The sequence below is a fragment of the Streptomyces sp. TLI_185 genome, assembly GCF_003814765.1.
Lineage (GTDB): Bacteria > Actinomycetota > Actinomycetes > Streptomycetales > Streptomycetaceae > Streptomyces.
Genome location: NZ_RKRB01000001.1, coordinates 3,005,945 through 3,023,457, shown reverse-complemented (window position 1 = coordinate 3,023,457; position 17,513 = coordinate 3,005,945). Strand labels below are relative to the sequence as shown.

The window sequence follows — 17,513 nt, the reverse complement described above, 5'->3', positions numbered from 1 at the left end:
CTCCAGCATGCGCGGGATTTACGAAAAACGAGAAGGGCCGAGCGCCGTCACGCGGGGTCGATCTCGCGCAGCAGACCCGTCTTCACGTCGAAGACGAAGCCGCGCACGTCGTCGGCGTGCAGCAGGAACGGCGAGGTGCGCACCCGCTGCATGGACTGCCGTACGTCCTGGTCGACGTCCCGGAAGGACTCCACCGCCCAGGCGGGACGCTGGCCGACCTCGTCCTCCAGCTCCGTGCGGAAGTCCTCGGTGATGGCCTCCAGGCCGCAGCCCGTGTGGTGGATGAGGACGATGCTGCGGGTGCCGAGCTTGCGCTGGCTGATGGTGAGCGAGCGGATCACGTCGTCGGTGACGACGCCGCCCGCGTTACGGATGGTGTGGCAGTCGCCGAGCTCCAGGCCGAGTGCGGCGTGCAGGTCGAGGCGGGCGTCCATGCAGGCCACGACCGCCACGTGCAGGACGGGGCGGGCGTCCATCCCGGGGTCGGTGAATGCCTCGGCGTACCGTCCGTTCGCCTCGACCAGGCGGTCGGTGACGGTGCCGCCGCGTATGGCGCCTTCGGACTCGGTGGGAACAGATGCAGAAGTCGTCATACCTATGACGGTACTGGTCACAGGCGATCCGGTCGCGGTGTGAGAGCGGGAGAAGAGCGTCATCACAGTCCTCTTGTGAGGTACCCCACATGGGTGGCGGAGGTGAAGCCGTACGGGTGATTTTCCCGGATTTGCCGCTACACACTCACGCCGGGGCGCGACGCGCAGGCCAGTTGATTGACCGCGAGACACCGTGGACTAAAGTGACGCGAAGCGGGAGGCGAGGCCCTCCCTGCTGGACTGAAATCCCCGGAGACCCCGGCTCACGCACGGACGGTCTCCCCACGTGCGCGGCGCGTACGTACGGCTCGGCCTCCTCCCGCTCCCGGTCGGCTGACGCTCCTGGCGCCGGCCGACCTCCCCTTCTCGAGCGGGCGGGGACCCGGCGGTGCGTAGGCCCGCGCCGGATCTGAGAGGGCCCCTTGAGCCAGAGTCGACACGTCCCGGTGATGCTCCAGCGGTGCCTGGACCTGTTGGCCCCCGCCCTGCAGCGGCCGGGAGCGGTGGTCGTCGACTGCACCCTCGGCCTCGGCGGCCACAGCGAGGCCCTGCTGACGCAGTTCCCCGAGGCCCGGCTGGTCGCCCTGGACCGCGACAAGGAGGCGCTGCGCCTGTCCGGCGAGCGGCTCGCGCCCTTCGGCGAGCGGGCCACCCTGGTGCACGCCGTCTACGACGAGCTCCCGGACGTACTGGAGCGGCTCGGCATCGCGCGCGTGCAGGGCGTTCTGTTCGACCTCGGCGTCTCCTCCATGCAGCTCGACGAGGCCGACCGCGGCTTCGCCTACGCCCAGGACGCCCCCCTCGACATGCGCATGGACCAGACGACCGGCATGAGCGCCGCCGAGGTCCTCAACACCTACCCGGCGGGCGAACTCGTGCGGATCCTGCGCGCTTACGGCGAGGAGAAGCAGGCCAAGCGGATCGTGGCCGCCATCGTGCGCGAGCGCGAGAAGGAGCCGTTCAGCAACAGCGCGCGGCTCGTCGAGCTGATCCGGGACGCGCTGCCGCAGGCCGCCAAGCGCACCGGCGGCAACCCGGCCAAGCGCACCTTCCAGGCCCTGCGCATCGAGGTCAACGGCGAGCTCTCCGTCCTGGAGCGGGCCATCCCGGCCGCCGTGCAGGCGCTGGACGTGGGCGGACGCATCGCCGTCCTGTCGTACCACTCGCTCGAGGACCGCCTGGTCAAGCAGGTGTTCGCGGCCGGAGCGGCCACCACCGCGCCCCCCGGGCTGCCGGTCGTGCCCGAGCAGTACCAGCCCCGGCTCAAGCTGCTCACCCGCGGTGCCGAACTTCCCACCGAGGAAGAGGTCGCCGAGAACCGGCGGGCGGCACCGGCGCGACTGCGCGGGGCCCAGCGCATCAGGGAGTCCATCGAATGAGGGGCGTGAACGAGTTGGCGAGCGAGTGGGTTGGGGAACCGGACTCACTGGAGGCCGCGTGAGCAGGAAACCCGAACTGAGAGGGCGGGCCGCCCGTCTCGCACGCCTCATCCCCGGCGCGGGAAGCCGCGCACAGGCGGCCCGTACCCCGTTCGTCCTTCTCGTCGTGCTCCTTCTGGGCGGCGGCCTGATCGCTCTGCTGGTGCTGAACTCCGCGCTCAGTGAAGGCTCGTTCAAGCTCGATGACCTCCAGAAGGACACCAAGAGCCTCACCGACGAGGAACAGGGGCTCCAGCGGGACATCGACTCCTACTCCGCCCCGGAGGCCCTCCAGGAGCGCGCTCGCGAGCTCGGCATGATGCCCGGCGGAGACCCCGCGTTCCTGAATCCCGACGGGACCGTCAAGGGCGTCCCCTCGGTCGCCGGCGAGCAGGCCGTCAGCCGGGCCGTCGAGCAGTCCGCGGTGCAGATGCCGCTCGTCCTGCTCCCGCCGGAGCCCGCCGCGGCCCCCAGCACGCCCCCCACCCCGGAAGCCGATCCCGCCCAGACGACCACGACCCCCGGCAGGTGACGGAAGTGTCCGACAGGGAACCGCCGCGCCGCCGCGTGCCCGGCCCCGCGCGCCCCGACCGCCCCGCCGCCGGCGCCCGGCGCCCGGGCCCCGGCGCCCGCCCCGCCCGCCGCCCGGCACCGGGCCGCCCCGCGGCCCCGGGCGCCCTGCGGCTGGGCAGCCCCCGCCCCCGGCTGCGCATGGTCAGCCTGGCGCTCACCCTGGTGCTGATCGCCTTCGTCGTACGGCTGCTGCAGGTGCAGGCCGTCGACGCGAGCGCATACGCCGCCAAGGCCGACCAGAACCGCTACGTGGGCCATGTCCTGACCGCCGAGCGCGGCGGCATCCTCGACCGCAACGGCGTGGCCCTCGCGACCAGCGTGGACGCCTACGACCTCACGGCCGACCCCACGATGTTCACCCGCGAACAGCTGAAGGTCGGCAACGGCCCCGAGCAGGCGGCCGCGCTCCTCGCGCCGATCCTCGGCATGGAGCAGGACGAGCTCGTCCACAAGCTCCGCCCCAAGAACAAGAAGCTGCGCTACGTCCTGCTCGCCCGCCGCCAGACCCCGCAGGTCTGGAAGCAGATCAAGGACCTGAAGACCGCGCTCGTCGCGAAGGGGGAGAAGGACAAGTCCACCGTCAACGTCCTCGCCGGCATCTTCGCCGACCCCAGCAGCAAGCGGATCTATCCCAACGGGGACCTCGCCGCCGGGATACTGGGCTGGGTCAACGACCAGGGCAAGGGCGGCGGAGGAGTCGAGCAGGAGCTCAACAAGGAGCTGGCCGGCAAGGACGGCAAGATCCGCTACGCCCAGTCCGGCGGCCGTCTGGTGCCCACCGCGGGCTCCACGGAGACGCCCGCCGTGCCCGGCAGCGACGTCGAGCTCACCCTCGACCGCGACATCCAGTGGGCCGCGCAGAACGCGATCAGCCAGCAGGTGAGGAAATCCGGGGCGGACCGCGGGTACGTGATAGTGCAGGACACCCGCACCGGCGAGATCCTGGCCATGGCCAACGCGCCCGGCTTCGACCCGGGCGACCTCTCCAAGGCGAACCCGAACGCCCTGCACAACTGGGCCGTCGAGGACGCCTACGAGCCCGGCTCCACCGCCAAGATCATGTCGATGGCGGCCGTACTGCAGGAGAACGTCGCCACGCCGCTGACGCACGTCGTCGTGCCGAACCGGCTGCACCGCGGCGACCGGCTCTTCAAGGACGACGTCGACCACGACACCTGGAACCTCACGCTCAACGGCGTGCTCGCCAAGTCCAGCAACATCGGCACCATCCTGGCCACCGGCCAGCTGGGCAGGACGCAGGCGCAGGCCAACAAGGTCCTCTACTCCTACCTGCGCAAGTTCGGCATCGGCAGCTACACCGGACTGGGCCTGCCCGGCGAGACCAGGGGCATCCTCGCGCCGCCGGAGAAGTGGTCGACGTCGCAGCAGTACACGATTCCTTTCGGCCAGGGCGTGTCCGTCACCGCGCTGCAGGCGGCGTCCGTCTACTCGACCATCGCCAACGGCGGCGTACGCATCGAACCCACGCTCGTGCGCGGCACGAAGGGGCCGGACGGGCGCTTCACCCCGACCGCGAAGCCCAAGAAGACAAGGGTTGTCAGCGCGAAGACGGCGAAGACCCTCGCCCAGATGCTGGAGTCGGTCGTCGACGACCGGGAGGGAACCGGCAACAAGGCGCGCATCCCCGGCTACCGGGTCGCGGGCAAGACGGGTACGGCCAACCGCGTGGATCCGGCCACCGGCCAGTACCGCGGCTACACCTCCTCGTTCGCCGGATTCGCACCTGCGGACAACCCCCGCATCACCGTGTACTGCGCCATCCAGAACGCCACGAGCGGGAGTTACTTCGGCGGCCAGATCTGCGGACCCATCTACAAGGAGGTGATGGAGTTCGCACTGAAGACCCTCCAGGTCCCGCCCACGGGTGCGCAGGCCGCGAACCTGCCCGTCACCTTCTGATCAGCGCAACCAGCCAGGAACGCTCCGTGACCATGATCACTCCCGACTCGGGCAACCCGGGCGCCCCCAGCCCCTCACTTCGCTCGCAAGCGGGTGCGCCCGGTACGCTCACCGCCGTGCCACACGCTGATCAGTCCCAAACCACCCAGAAGGGCGCATCCGTGACATACCCGGGGCCGCCCAGGCCGGTGCAGCTCTCCGCCACACCCCTCGCGGAACTCGCCGATCAGCTGGGTGCCACCACGCCGGAGAGCGCCGCCGAGGTCACGGGCATCACCCATGACTCGCGCGCCGTCCGCCCCGGCGACCTGTACGCCGCCCTCCCGGGCGCCCGCCTGCACGGCGCCGACTTCGTCACCCAGGCCGCCGGCCTCGGCGCGGTCGCCGTGCTGACCGACCCGACCGGCGCCGAGCGCGCCGCCGCGACCGGCCTGCCGGTCCTGGTCGTCGACGACCCGCGCGGACGGATGGGCGAACTGGCGGCCACGATCTACGGCCACCCGGGCCGCGATCTGCTCCAGATCGGCATCACCGGCACCTCAGGCAAGACCACCACCGCCTACCTCGTCGAGGGCGGCCTGAAGACCAAGAGCAACACCGGTCTCATCGGCACGGTCGAGATGCGCATCGGCGACGAGCGCATCAAGTCCGAGCGCACCACCCCCGAAGCCACCGACCTGCAGGCCCTGTTCGCGGTCATGCGCGAGCGCGGGGTCGAGGCGGTCGCGATGGAGGTCTCCAGCCATGCGCTGGTCCTCGGCCGGGTCGACGGCTGCGTCTTCGACATCGGCGTCTTCACCAACCTCAGCCCGGAACACATGGAGTTCCACTCCGACATGGAGGACTACTTCCGGGCCAAGGCACAGCTGTTCACGCCGGAACGCAGCAAACTGGGCGTCGTCAACTTCGACGACGAGTACGGCCGCAGGCTGGTCGACGAGGCCACCGTCCCGGTGGTGACCTTCTCGGCCGAGGGCCACCCCGACGCCGACTGGCGCGCCGAGGATGTCCAAGTCGGCCCGATGGACTCGACGTTCACCGTGACCGGCCCCGAAGGCGAGCGGATCGAGGCGAAGGCGCCGCTGCCGGGCGGCTTCAACGTGTCCAACACCCTCGCCGCCGTCGTCGCCCTCGCCGCCGCGGGCCTCGACCCGCAGACCGCCGCCGACGGCATCGCCGCCGTGCCCGGCGTGCCGGGCCGACTCGAGCGCGTGGACGCCGGGCAGCCGTATCTCGCGGTCGTCGACTACGCCCACAAGACCGACGCCGTCGAATCGGTCCTGCGCGCGCTGCGCAAGGTCACCGAGGGGAACCTGCACGTCGTGCTCGGCTGCGGCGGCGACCGCGACAGGACCAAGCGGGTGCCGATGGGCGCAGCCGTGGCCCGGCTCGCCGACACCGCCGTACTGACCTCCGACAACCCCCGCTCCGAGGACCCCCTCGCGATCCTTGCAACCATGCTCGAGGGCGCGGCGTCCGTACCAGCACACGAGCGCGGCGAGGTCCAGGTCTTCGAGGACCGGGCAGCCGCGATCGCCGCAGCCGTCGCCCGCGCGCAGCCCGGGGACACCGTGCTCGTCGCGGGCAAGGGCCACGAGCAGGGCCAGGACATCGCCGGGGTGGTCCGTCCGTTCGACGACCGCCAGGTGCTTCGAGAAGCCATCCAGAAGACCCAGGGATGAACTTGTGATCGCCCTCTCTCTCGCCGAGATCGCAGAAGTCGTCGGCGGGCAGACGCACGACATACCGGATCCGTCCGTCCAGGTCACGGCTCCGGTCGTCCGGGACTCCCGCGAGGTGCAGCCCGGCAGCCTCTTCGCCGCCTTCGTCGGCGAACGGGTCGACGGCCACGACTTCGCAGCTCAGGTTGTCGAAGCGGGCGCGGTCGCCGTACTGGCGTCGCGCCCCGTCGGCGTGCCCGCGATCGTCGTCGAGGACGTCCAGAGCGCCCTCGGCGCCCTCGCCCGCCATGTCGTACGACGCCTCGGCGCGACCCTCGTGGCCCTCACCGGCTCCGCGGGCAAGACCAGCACCAAGGACCTGATCGCCCAGGTCCTGCAGCGCAAGGCACCGACGGTGTTCACGCCCGGCTCGCTCAACAACGAGATCGGGCTGCCCCTCACCGCCCTGTCCGCCACCGAGGAGACCAGGTTCCTCGTCCTGGAGATGGGCGCCCGCGGCATCGGCCACATCCGCTACCTCACCGACCTGACGCCCCCGAAGATCGGCCTGGTCCTCAACGTCGGCACCGCCCACATCGGCGAGTTCGGCGGCCGAGAGCAGATCGCGCAGGCCAAGGGCGAACTGGTGGAGTCCCTTCCGGAAGACGGCGCCGCGATCCTCAACGCGGACGACCCCCTCGTACGGGCCATGGCATCCCGTACGAAGGCGAAGGTGCTCTTCTTCGGAGAGGCCGACGAAGCGGACGTACGCGCCGAGAACGTACGACTCACGGACACCGGGCAGCCTGCGTTCAGGCTCCACACACCCTCCGGTGCAAGCGATGTGACCATGCGCCTGTACGGTGAGCACCACGTGTCGAACGCGCTCGCCGCGGCCGCCGTCGCCCATGAGCTGGGCATGTCCGCGGAAGAGATCGCCACCGCGCTCTCCGAGGCGGGCTCCCTCTCCCGCTGGCGCATGGAGGTCACCGAGCGACCGGACGGCGTGACCATCGTCAACGACGCCTACAACGCGAACCCCGAGTCCATGCGAGCCGCCCTGCGCGCGCTCGCGGCCATGGGCCGGGGGCGGCGGACCTGGGCGGTGCTCGGCAAGATGGCCGAGCTCGGGGACGAGGCGCTCGCCGAGCACGACGCGGTCGGACGGCTCGCCGTCCGGCTCAATGTCGGCAAGCTCGTCGCGGTCGGGGGCAGGGAAGCGTCCTGGCTGCAACTGGGCGCATATAACGAGGGTTCGTGGGGTGAGGAGTCGGTGCACGTGTCCGACGCACAGGCGGCGGTCGACCTGTTGCGCAGCGAGTTGCGCCCGGGAGACGTCGTTCTCGTGAAGGCGTCCCGTTCGGTCGGCCTCGAGAGTGTCGCCCAGGCGCTCCTTGAGACCGGTGCCGAGGGTGAGGTTGCCGCCCGATGATGAAGCAGATCCTGTTCTCGGGAGTCATTGGCCTCTTCCTGACGCTGGTCGGCACCCCGCTGCTGATCAAGCTGCTGGCCCGCAAGGGCTATGGCCAGTACATCCGGGACGACGGCCCGCGCGAGCACGCCAGCAAGCGCGGTACGCCGACCATGGGCGGCATCGCCTTCATCCTGGCGACGGTGGCCGCGTACTTCCTCTCCAAGGTGATCACCGGCTACGCCCCGAGCTACTCGGGTCTGCTGGTGCTCGGCCTGATGGTCGGCATGGGTCTGGTCGGCTTCCTCGACGACTACATCAAGATCGTCAAGCGGCGCTCGCTGGGCCTCAGGGCCAAGGCGAAGATGGCCGGCCAGCTGATCGTCGGCATCAGCTTCGCGGTGCTCGCCCTGCAGTTCCAGGACGCCCGCGGCAACGCCCCGGCCTCCACGAAGCTGTCGTTCATCACGGACTTCGGCTGGTCGATCGGCCCGGTGCTGTTCGTCGTCTGGGCGCTGTTCATGATCCTCGCGATGTCGAACGGCGTGAACCTCACCGACGGTCTGGACGGTCTCGCCACCGGCGCCTCGGTGCTGGTCTTCGGCGCCTACACCTTCATCGGCGTCTGGCAGTTCCAGGAGTCCTGCGCCAACGCACAGACGCTGACCAACCCGGGCGCCTGCTACGAGGTGCGCGACCCGCTCGACCTCGCGGTCATCGCCTCGGCGCTGATGGGCGCCTGCCTGGGCTTCCTGTGGTGGAACACCTCGCCGGCCAAGATCTTCATGGGCGACACCGGTTCGCTCGCGCTCGGCGGCGTCCTCACGGGCCTGGCCATCCTCTCCCGCACGGAGCTGCTGGTGGCCATCATGGGCGGCCTGTTCGTCCTCATCACCATGTCGGTGGTCATCCAGGTCGGCTCCTTCCGCCTCACCGGCAGGCGCGTCTTCCGGATGGCGCCACTCCAGCACCACTTCGAACTCAAGGGCTGGTCCGAGGTCCTTGTGGTGGTCCGCTTCTGGATCATTCAGGGCATCTGCGTGATCGTAGGACTGGGCCTCTTCTACGCGGGATGGGCAGCGGACAAGTGACCGACTGGCAGGGCAAGCACGTCACCGTCGCCGGGCTCGGCGTCTCCGGTATCCCGGCGGCCAAGGTGCTGCACGCGCGCGGGGCGGTCGTCACGGTCGTCAACGACGGCGACGACGCACGCGCGCGTGAGCAGGCCGCCGAGCTGGAGGCGCTGGGGATCACCGTGCGCCTGGGCGACGGAGCGACCCTGCCCGAGGGCACCGAGCTGATCGTCACCACGCCCGGCTGGAAGCCGGACAAGCCGCTGTTCACGGCCGCACGCGAGGCCGGTCTCGAGATCTGGGGCGACGTCGAACTCGCCTGGCGCCTGCGGGGCCCCGACGCGGCCCCCTGGCTCGCCGTCACCGGCACCAACGGCAAGACCACCACCGTCCAGATGCTGGCGTCGATCCTGAAGGCCGCCGGGCTGCGCACCGCGGCCGTCGGCAACATCGGCATCTCGCTCCTCGACGTGGTGCTCGGCGAGGAGCAGTACGACGTCCTCGCCGTGGAGTTGTCCAGCTACCAGCTGCACTGGGCGCCCTCCCTGCGCGCCCACTCCGCCGCCGTCCTGAACCTGGCCCCCGACCACCTCGACTGGCACGGCTCCATGGAGGCGTACGCCGCCGACAAGGGCCGTATCTACGAGGGCAATCGCGTCGCCTGCGTCTACAACGCCGCCGACAAGGCCACCGAGGACCTGGTGCGCGAGGCCGACGTCGAGGAGGGCTGCCGGGCCGTCGGCTTCACCCTGGGCACGCCCGGCCCGTCCCAACTCGGCGTCGTGGACGGCATCCTGGTCGACCGCGCCTTCGTGGAGAACCGGCAGAAGAACGCCCAGGAGCTCGCCGAGGTCTCCGACGTCAACCCGCCGGCCCCGCACAACATCGCCAACGCCCTTGCGGCGGCGGCCCTCGCGCGCGCCTTCGGGGTGCCCGCGGCGGCCGTGCGCGACGGCCTCAGGAACTTCACCCCGGACGCGCACCGCATCGCGCATGTGGCCGACGTGGCCGGGGTCGCGTACATCGACGACTCCAAGGCCACCAACACGCATGCGGCTCAGGCCTCGTTGGCGGCGTACGAGTCCATCGTGTGGATCGCGGGCGGGCTCGCCAAGGGCGCGACCTTCGACGAACTGGTCGCGGGGTCGGCAAAGCGACTTCGCGGAGTCGTCCTCATCGGCAAGGACCGCGCCCTCATCCGTGAAGCCCTCGCGCGACACGCGCCCGAAGTACCCGTCGTCGACCTCGACCGGACCGACACTGGGGCGATGCTCGCGGCTGTCCGGGAGGCCCAGCGGCTCGCGGCCGCAGGCGACACGGTGCTGCTGGCCCCGGCCTGCGCCTCGATGGACATGTTCGCCAACTACAACAAGCGCGGTGACGCGTTCGCAGAAGCGGTCCGCGAACTCGGCGCCTGACCCGGCCGCCTGCAGCCGCCGGGCGACCTTGGGAGGGACGCGTGGGATCGTCCAGGATGCCGTACAGCGGAGGCCCCGATGCCCGGTAGCCGGACCGGACGTCCGCCCGTGCAGGGGGCCGTCCAGCGGCCCGCCGCATCCGGGCCGGCCCGCGACAACGCCGTCCGTCGCTTCTACCTCAACGCCAAGCGCGCCTGGGACCGGCCGCTGACCGCCTACTACCTGATCATGGGCGGGAGTCTGCTGATCACCGTGCTCGGTCTGGTGATGGTCTACTCGGCCTCCCAGATCACGGCGCTGCAGATGTCCCTGCCGGGCTCGTACTTCTTCCGCAAGCAGCTCCTCGCCGCCGTCATCGGCGGTGTGCTGCTGCTGATCGCGTCGCTGATGCCGGTGAAGCTGCACCGGGCGCTCGCCTACCCGATTCTCGCGGGTGCGGTCTTCCTGATGGCGCTGGTACAGGTGCCGGGGATAGGGATGTCGGTCAACGGCAACCAGAACTGGATCTCGCTCGGCGGCTCCTTCCAGATCCAGCCCAGCGAGTTCGGCAAGCTGGCGCTGGTGCTGTGGGGCGCGGACCTGCTGGCCCGCAAGCAGGACAAGAAGCTCCTCAACCAGTGGAAGCACATGCTGGTGCCGCTCGTTCCGGTCGCCTTCATGCTGCTCGGGCTGATCATGCTCGGTGGCGACATGGGTACCGCGATCATCCTGACGGCGATCCTTTTCGGCCTGCTGTGGCTGGCCGGGGCGCCCACCCGGCTGTTCGTCGGTGTGCTGTCGGTTGCGGCCGCGATCGGTGTGATCCTCATCAAGACCAGCCCGAACCGCATGGCCCGGCTCGCCTGCATCGGCGCCACCGAGCCGAAGTCCGGGGTCGCCGACTGCTGGCAGGCCGTGCACGGCATCTACGCGCTCGCATCAGGCGGAATCTTCGGATCCGGGCTCGGTGCGAGTGTGGAAAAATGGGGGCAACTCCCGGAAGCGCACACGGACTTCATCTTCGCCGTCACCGGTGAGGAACTGGGCCTGGCGGGGACGCTGTCGGTGCTCGCCCTCTTCGCGGCTCTAGGCTATGCGGGTATCCGCGTGGCCGGACGTACGGAGGACCCCTTCGTCAGGTATGCCGCGGGAGGCGTGACCACCTGGATCACGGCCCAGGCCGTGATCAACATCGGTGCGGTGCTCGGCCTGCTGCCGATCGCCGGAGTCCCCCTCCCGCTGTTCTCCTACGGAGGATCCGCCCTGCTGCCGACCATGTTCGCCATCGGGCTGATGATCGCGTTCGCGCGTGACGAGCCCGCTGCGCGGGCGGCGCTTTCCATGCGGCAACCCCGCTTTGGTAGAAAGCGGGCGGGAGGCGCCGTGCGGGACAGGGGGCCTCGGAGATGGAACACGATGCGACGGCGTGCCTCGGCGGCGCGCTCGTCCGGAGAGCGGTGAATTTCGGTGCATGTCGTACTCGCCGGTGGGGGGACCGCCGGCCACATCGAGCCCGCGCTCGCCCTCGCGGACGCCCTGCGCAGGCAGGACCCGACCGTGGGGATCACGGCCCTGGGCACGGAGCGGGGCCTTGAGACCACGCTCGTTCCGCAACGGGGCTACGAGCTCGCGCTGATCCCGGCGGTACCGCTGCCGCGCAAACCGACCCCCGAGCTGATCACCGTCCCGGGCCGGCTGCGCGGCACCATCAAGGCGACCGAGCAGATCCTGGAGCGCACCAAGGCGGACGCCGTCGTCGGCTTCGGCGGCTATGTCGCGCTGCCCGGCTACCTCGCCGCCAAGCGCCTCGGTGTGCCGATCGTCATCCACGAGGCCAACGCCCGCCCCGGCCTCGCCAACAAGATCGGCTCGCGCTACGCCGCCAGGGTCGCCGTCTCCACCCCGGACAGCAAACTGCGCGACGCCCGCTACATCGGCATCCCGCTGCGCCGCACCATCGCCACCCTCGACCGGGCCGCCGCCCGCCCCGAGGCCCGCGCGGCGTTCGGCCTCGACCCCAACCTGCCCACGCTGCTGGTCTCCGGCGGCTCGCAGGGCGCCCGCCGCCTCAACGAGGTCGTCCAGCAGGTCGCGCCCTGGCTGCAGCAGGCAGGCATCCAGATCCTGCACGCGGTCGGCCCGAAGAACGAACTGCCGCACGTACAGCAGATGCCGGGAATGCCCCCCTATATCCCGGTAAGTTACCTGGACCGGATGGACCTCGCGTACGCCGCGGCCGACATGATGCTCTGCCGCGCGGGCGCGATGACCGTCGCCGAACTCTCCGCCGTCGGGCTCCCGGCCGCCTACGTCCCGCTGCCCATCGGCAACGGCGAACAGCGGCTGAACGCCCAGCCGGTGGTCAAGGCCGGAGGCGGCCTGCTGGTCGACGACGCGGAACTGACGCCCGACTGGGTACGGGGCAACGTCCTGCCCGTGCTCGCCGACCCGCACCGGCTGTACGAGATGTCCCGCGCTGCCGCCGAGTTCGGCCGCCGGGACGCCGACGACCTGCTCGTCGGCATGGTGTACGAGGCGATCGCCGCCAGCCGTGCACGCCACTAGGACCGTGTGAACGAAGGGCAGGAAGCGTGGCCGGACCGACCACCGCCGAGCGCGGTGAACGCCAGCAGGAGTCGTCCGGCCCGCCTCCGGCACGGCGGTTGAGACTGCGCCGCCTTCGTGTGATCATCATCCTTTCCGTCCTGCTGGTCCTTCTCGGGGCGGGCACGGTCTGGCTGTTGTACGGCTCGCAATGGGTGCGCGTGGAGCGCGTATCGATCTCCGGAACCCGGGTGTTGACGCCCGCGCAGGTGCGTGAGGCCGCCCAGGTTCCGGTCGGGGCGCCGATGATTTCCGTCGACACCGATGCGATTGAGACGCGACTGCGCCGGAAACTGCCCCGAATTGACACGGTTGACGTGGTCCGTTCCTGGCCCCACGGAATCGGGCTGAAAGTGAGCGAGCGCGCTCCGGTTCTCATTGTGCAAAAGGGTGGAAAGTTCGTCGAAGTGGACCGCAAGGGTGTCCGTTTCGCCACGGTTTCCGAGCCCCCGAAAGGCATTCCCGCACTGGAATTGAGCACCTCCTCCTCGCAGTCGTCCGCCGCGAGCCTGCGGCGCTTCGGCGAGGACCGGTTGGTGGCGGAGGCGGCGCTCGTCGCCCGTGCCCTTCCGGCCGCCGTCGCGCGCGCCACCGAGACCGTCAAGGTCCGTTCGTACGACGACATCTCACTGGAGTTGGGTGACGGCCGGACCGTCCTGTGGGGCAGCAGCGAGAAGGGTGCCGCGAAGGCCCGTACGCTCACTGCACTCATGAAAGCGGCGCCGGATGCGCGGCACTTCGACGTCTCGGTTCCCACCGCCCCTGCGTCATCGGGGAGTTGACGCACATCCGCGCAGGCCAGCACCCTGGTTGGGCAGCGCTATGGCTGATCACATAGGGTGAAAAGAAAAACGGGAGGTTCGGCGTGTTCGTTGAACGTGCGCCACTTGTCGACTTAGTGTCCTGTTCGGAAGACTCCAGCGAACAGTCACATTGGTAACCCTAAACTTCAACGTTAGGGTTCGGGTCGGCGTAACGGACCGTCCCATTCGGCATCAGTCGCCGGATCGCATCCTCTGCGAAGCGGCGACACGTAACTCGAGGCGAGAGGCCTTCGACGTGGCAGCACCGCAGAACTACCTCGCAGTCATCAAAGTCATCGGTGTCGGCGGCGGTGGTGTCAATGCCATCAACCGGATGATCGAGGTCGGTCTCAAGGGCGTCGAGTTCATCGCCATCAACACCGACGCGCAGGCGCTGTTGATGAGCGACGCCGACGTCAAGCTCGACGTCGGCCGCGAACTCACCCGCGGACTCGGCGCCGGAGCCAACCCGGCCGTCGGCCGCAAGGCCGCCGAGGATCACCGCGAGGAGATCGAAGAGGTCCTCAAGGGGGCCGACATGGTCTTCGTGACGGCCGGTGAAGGCGGCGGCACCGGCACCGGCGGCGCGCCCGTCGTGGCCAACATCGCCCGCTCCCTGGGCGCCCTCACCATCGGTGTGGTCACGCGACCGTTCACCTTCGAGGGACGCCGCCGCGCCAACCAGGCCGAGGACGGCATCGCCGAACTCCGCGAAGAGGTCGACACCCTCATCGTCATCCCGAACGACCGGCTGCTGTCCATCTCGGACCGCCAGGTCTCGGTGCTCGACGCCTTCAAGTCGGCCGACCAGGTTCTGCTCTCCGGTGTGCAGGGCATCACCGACCTGATCACCACGCCCGGTCTGATCAACCTCGACTTCGCCGACGTCAAGTCCGTCATGTCCGAGGCCGGTTCGGCCCTCATGGGCATCGGCTCGGCCCGCGGCGACGACCGCGCGGTGGCCGCGGCCGAGATGGCGATCTCCTCGCCGCTCCTCGAGGCCTCCATCGACGGCGCCCGCGGGGTGCTGCTCTCCATCTCCGGCGGCTCCGACCTCGGCCTGTTCGAGATCAACGAGGCGGCCCAGCTGGTCAGTGAGGCCGCCCACCCCGAGGCCAACATCATCTTCGGCGCGGTCATCGACGACGCCCTCGGCGACGAGGTCCGGGTCACCGTGATCGCGGCCGGCTTCGACGGGGGCCAGCCGCCCGCCCGCCGGGAGACCGTCATGGGCTCGTCCTCGTCCTCGGCCCGCCGTGACGAGCCCACTCCGGTACGGCAGCCCGAGAGCCGTCCGTCCTTCGGCTCGCTCGGCAGCGTCACGCCGAAGGAGGACCCGGAGCCCGCGCCGGAGCCGGCGAGCGACATCACGGCCGCCCCGCCGGTCCCGCCGTCGCGCTCCTACGCGGACAGCGCGGCCGAGGAGCTGGACGTGCCGGACTTCCTGAAGTGATAGGACGGCGCTCCGGAACGAGCACTGTGAACGGCGCGCACTTCGCCTTCACCGACCGGTGGGGCGGGGTGAGCGCCGTTCCGTACGAGGAGCTCAACCTCGGCGGAGCCGTCGGTGACGACCCCGAGGCCGTACGGACCAACCGCGAGCTGGCGGCCAAGTCCCTTGGCCTGGAACCGGCTCGGGTGGTCTGGATGAACCAGGTGCACGGGGCGGAGGTGGCGGTGGTCGACGGCCCGTGGGGTGATCGTCCGGCGCCTGAGGTCGACGCCGTCGTCACGGTGCAGCGGGGTCTCGCCCTCGCCGTCCTCACCGCCGACTGCACGCCCGTTCTGCTCGCCGACCCGGTCGCCGGGATCGTCGCCGCGGTCCATGCGGGGCGGCCCGGCATGGTCGCCGGGGTGGTCCCGGCCGCCGTACGGGCCATGACGGAACTCGGCGCCGAGCCGGGCCGGATCGTCGCCCGCACCGGACCCGCCGTCTGCGGCCGCTGCTACGAAGTGCCGGACGCGATGCGCGCCGAGGTGGCCGCAGTCGAACCGGCGGCGTACTCCGAGACGAGTTGGGGCACGCCGGCGGTGGACGTCACCGCCGGAGTGCACGCGCAGCTCGAGCGGCTCGGGGTGCACGACCGGGAGCAGTCGCCGGTGTGCACGATCGAGTCGGGCGACCACTTCTCGTACCGTCGCGATCGGACCACGGGGCGACTCGCGGGATATGTCTGGCTGGACTGAGGGGCATGAGGGACCGTAAGGACGAACTCGCCGAAAACCTGGCGAAGGTGGAGCATCGCATCGCCGCCGCCTGTGCGGCCGCCGGGCGTAAGCGCGAGGAAGTGACCCTGATCGTGGTCACCAAGACGTACCCGGCGAGCGATGTGCGGATTCTGTCGGAGCTCGGTGTGCGACACGTGGCCGAGAACCGTGACCAGGACGCCGCACCGAAGGCCGCGGCCTGCTCGGATCTGCCCTTGACTTGGCATTTTGTGGGTCAGTTGCAGACCAACAAGGTGCGTTCCGTGGTCGGTTATGCCGGATTGGTGCAGTCCGTCGACCGCGCCCGGCTCGTCACCGCGCTCTCGAAGGAAGCGGTGCGCCAGGAGCGCGAACTCGGCTGTCTGGTCCAGGTCGCGCTCGACGCGGACGAGAGCGGACGCGGGGAGCGCGGGGGTGTCGGGCCCGGCGGAATCGAAGAGTTGGGTGAGCTGATCGCCGGCGCGCCGGGGCTGCGGCTGGACGGTCTGATGACCGTCGCGCCGCTCACCGGCCCCTACGCCGGGCGCGAACTCGCTGCGTTCGAGCGGTTGATGGATTTGTCGACGGACCTGCGCCGGACCCATCCGGCTGCGAACATGGTCTCGGCAGGAATGAGTGCGGACCTCGAACAGGCCGTGGCCGCCGGAGCGACACATGTACGCGTCGGTACCGCGGTACTCGGAGTCCGCCCCAGGCTCGGGTAACGTCGCCAAGAAGTCGGACCACAGCAGAAAATATGGTCAGTGCCACCGAAGGCGGGCGCAACGACCTCGTGGATCGCGGGCACTTGGCAGTCGTCAGCCGATCCACCACAGAGCGGAGGACTCAGAGCATGGCCGGCGCGATGCGCAAGATGGCGGTCTACCTCGGCCTCGTGGAGGACGATGGGTACGACGGCCGGGGATTCGACCCCGATGACGACTTCGAGCCCGAACTGGACCCCGAACCCGAACGGGACCACCGGAGGCACGAGCCGTCCCACCAGTCCCACGTAGCACATCAGTCCCAAAGGGATGAAGAGGTGCGAATCGTACAACCGCCCGCGTCACGCGAGCCGGTGGCACGTTCCGCTTCGCTCCCCGCGGAATCCGGCCGTCCGGCGCGTATCGCGCCCGTGGCGTCCATCACACAAGAACGCGCAAACCTGGAGAAGAACGCACCGGTGATCATGCCCAAGGTCGTGTCGGAACGAGAGCCTTACCGGATCACCACGCTCCACCCTCGGACCTACAACGAGGCCCGTACCATCGGGGAACACTTCCGTGAGGGCACCCCGGTGATCATGAATCTGACTGAGATGGATGACACAGACGCGAAGCGACTTGTCGACTTTGCGGCCGGTTTGGTGTTTGGTCTTCACGGCAGCATCGAGCGGGTGACGCAGAAGGTGTTCCTGTTGTCGCCTGCTAACGTCGATGTCACGGCGGAGGACAAGGCCCGCATCGCAGAGGGCGGGTTCTTCAACCAGAGCTGAGACGCACGACCGGAAAAAGCAGTAGAAGTAGTACCCAGCAGCACGGAAACAGGGGAGAGGGAAGCACCAGCAATGAGCGTGGTCCTGGATGTCATCTACATCGCGCTGATGTGCTTCCTCATCGTGCTCATCTTCCGGTTGGTCATGGACTACGTCTTCCAGTTCGCCCGCTCATGGCAACCCGGCAAGGCGATGGTGGTCGTTCTGGAGGCCACCTACACTGTCACCGACCCACCGCTCAAGCTTCTGCGGCGGTTCATCCCGCCGCTGCGCCTCGGGGGCGTGGCGCTCGACCTGTCCTTCTTCGTACTGATGATCATCGTCTACATCCTGATCTCGATCGTGAGCCGGCTGTGATGAGCGATGTGACCTACCGTC

The 17,513-nt window shown here is 69.7% G+C and carries 16 protein-coding genes; 15 read left to right on the top strand and 1 reads right to left on the bottom strand.

All coding sequences use genetic code 11. The features are described 5' to 3' along the window. Positions 1 to 47 precede the first annotated feature (47 nt). Positions 48 to 656, bottom strand: a complete 609-nt coding sequence (locus EDD92_RS13730) for a carbonic anhydrase (RefSeq protein ID WP_123964573.1) — start codon at positions 654 to 656, stop codon at positions 48 to 50. 359 nt (positions 657 to 1,015) lie between these two features. Here EDD92_RS13730 and rsmH point away from each other — a divergent pair, with 359 nt between their 5' ends. From rsmH to EDD92_RS13655, 15 genes are all read left to right on the top strand, one after another. Continuing rightward, positions 1,016 to 1,972 carry a 16S rRNA (cytosine(1402)-N(4))-methyltransferase RsmH gene (rsmH, locus tag EDD92_RS13725; RefSeq protein ID WP_123964572.1) on the top strand — a complete coding sequence of 319 codons (957 nt, stop codon included), beginning with the start codon at positions 1,016 to 1,018 and terminating at the stop codon, positions 1,970 to 1,972. Positions 1,973 to 2,030: 58 nt separating this feature from the next. After that, a complete protein-coding gene (locus EDD92_RS13720) occupies positions 2,031 to 2,543 on the top strand; it encodes a septum formation initiator family protein (RefSeq protein ID WP_123964571.1) in 513 nt (170 codons plus the stop codon). 5 nt (positions 2,544 to 2,548) lie between these two features. Beyond that, complete coding sequence (locus EDD92_RS13715) at positions 2,549 to 4,504, top strand: penicillin-binding transpeptidase domain-containing protein (protein WP_311736764.1); 1,956 nt, start codon at positions 2,549 to 2,551, stop codon at positions 4,502 to 4,504. Positions 4,505 to 4,665: 161 nt separating this feature from the next. Beyond that, the gene (locus EDD92_RS13710) at positions 4,666 to 6,186 is read left to right on the top strand and encodes a UDP-N-acetylmuramoyl-L-alanyl-D-glutamate--2,6-diaminopimelate ligase (RefSeq protein ID WP_123970381.1); all 1,521 of its coding nucleotides are present in this window, start codon (positions 4,666 to 4,668) and stop codon (positions 6,184 to 6,186) included. A gap of 4 nt (positions 6,187 to 6,190) precedes the next feature. Beyond that, positions 6,191 to 7,597, top strand: coding sequence for a UDP-N-acetylmuramoyl-tripeptide--D-alanyl-D-alanine ligase (gene murF / locus EDD92_RS13705; protein WP_123964569.1), 1,407 nt, complete (start codon positions 6,191 to 6,193; stop codon positions 7,595 to 7,597). Further along, positions 7,597 to 8,667 carry a phospho-N-acetylmuramoyl-pentapeptide-transferase gene (gene mraY / locus EDD92_RS13700; RefSeq protein ID WP_123970380.1) on the top strand — a complete coding sequence of 357 codons (1,071 nt, stop codon included), beginning with the start codon at positions 7,597 to 7,599 and terminating at the stop codon, positions 8,665 to 8,667. The genes murF and mraY overlap by 1 nt, the downstream gene beginning before the upstream one ends. Further along, positions 8,649 to 10,067, top strand: coding sequence for a UDP-N-acetylmuramoyl-L-alanine--D-glutamate ligase (murD, locus tag EDD92_RS13695; protein WP_123964568.1), 1,419 nt, complete (start codon positions 8,649 to 8,651; stop codon positions 10,065 to 10,067). The genes mraY and murD overlap by 19 nt, the downstream gene beginning before the upstream one ends. A 78-nt stretch (positions 10,068 to 10,145) precedes the next feature. Then, positions 10,146 to 11,507, top strand: coding sequence for a putative lipid II flippase FtsW (ftsW, locus tag EDD92_RS13690; protein WP_123964567.1), 1,362 nt, complete (start codon positions 10,146 to 10,148; stop codon positions 11,505 to 11,507). 6 nt (positions 11,508 to 11,513) lie between these two features. Next, entirely contained in the window at positions 11,514 to 12,611 is a 1,098-nt protein-coding gene (murG, locus tag EDD92_RS13685) for an undecaprenyldiphospho-muramoylpentapeptide beta-N-acetylglucosaminyltransferase (RefSeq protein WP_123964566.1), read from the top strand. Positions 12,612 to 12,637: 26 nt separating this feature from the next. After that, positions 12,638 to 13,432, top strand: coding sequence for a cell division protein FtsQ/DivIB (locus EDD92_RS13680; RefSeq protein WP_123964565.1), 795 nt, complete (start codon positions 12,638 to 12,640; stop codon positions 13,430 to 13,432). A 277-nt stretch (positions 13,433 to 13,709) separates the two neighbouring features. After that, a complete protein-coding gene (gene ftsZ / locus EDD92_RS13675) occupies positions 13,710 to 14,906 on the top strand; it encodes a cell division protein FtsZ (protein WP_123964564.1) in 1,197 nt (398 codons plus the stop codon). Positions 14,907 to 14,932: 26 nt separating this feature from the next. After that, positions 14,933 to 15,640, top strand: coding sequence for a peptidoglycan editing factor PgeF (gene pgeF, locus EDD92_RS13670; protein WP_399182794.1), 708 nt, complete (start codon positions 14,933 to 14,935; stop codon positions 15,638 to 15,640). A gap of 5 nt (positions 15,641 to 15,645) precedes the next feature. Next, complete coding sequence (locus EDD92_RS13665; protein WP_123964562.1) at positions 15,646 to 16,365, top strand: YggS family pyridoxal phosphate-dependent enzyme; 720 nt, start codon at positions 15,646 to 15,648, stop codon at positions 16,363 to 16,365. A 128-nt stretch (positions 16,366 to 16,493) separates the two neighbouring features. After that, the gene (locus EDD92_RS13660) at positions 16,494 to 17,135 is read left to right on the top strand and encodes a cell division protein SepF (RefSeq protein WP_099928165.1); all 642 of its coding nucleotides are present in this window, start codon (positions 16,494 to 16,496) and stop codon (positions 17,133 to 17,135) included. Positions 17,136 to 17,207: 72 nt separating this feature from the next. After that, positions 17,208 to 17,492, top strand: a complete 285-nt coding sequence (locus EDD92_RS13655) for a YggT family protein (protein WP_016435858.1) — start codon at positions 17,208 to 17,210, stop codon at positions 17,490 to 17,492. Positions 17,493 to 17,513 lie beyond the last annotated feature (21 nt).

Coding starts and splice junctions, on each gene's coding strand:
- EDD92_RS13655 (WP_016435858.1), top strand. CDS start 17,208: ATGAGCGTGGTCCTGGATGTCATCTACATCGCGCTGATGTGCTTCCTC.
- EDD92_RS13665 (WP_123964562.1), top strand. CDS start 15,646: ATGAGGGACCGTAAGGACGAACTCGCCGAAAACCTGGCGAAGGTGGAG.
- mraY (WP_123970380.1), top strand. CDS start 7,597: ATGAAGCAGATCCTGTTCTCGGGAGTCATTGGCCTCTTCCTGACGCTG.
- EDD92_RS13730 (WP_123964573.1), bottom strand. CDS start 656: ATGACGCTCTTCTCCCGCTCTCACACCGCGACCGGATCGCCTGTGACC.
- murD (WP_123964568.1), top strand. CDS start 8,649: ATGGGCAGCGGACAAGTGACCGACTGGCAGGGCAAGCACGTCACCGTC.
- EDD92_RS13660 (WP_099928165.1), top strand. CDS start 16,494: ATGGCCGGCGCGATGCGCAAGATGGCGGTCTACCTCGGCCTCGTGGAG.
- ftsW (WP_123964567.1), top strand. CDS start 10,146: ATGCCCGGTAGCCGGACCGGACGTCCGCCCGTGCAGGGGGCCGTCCAG.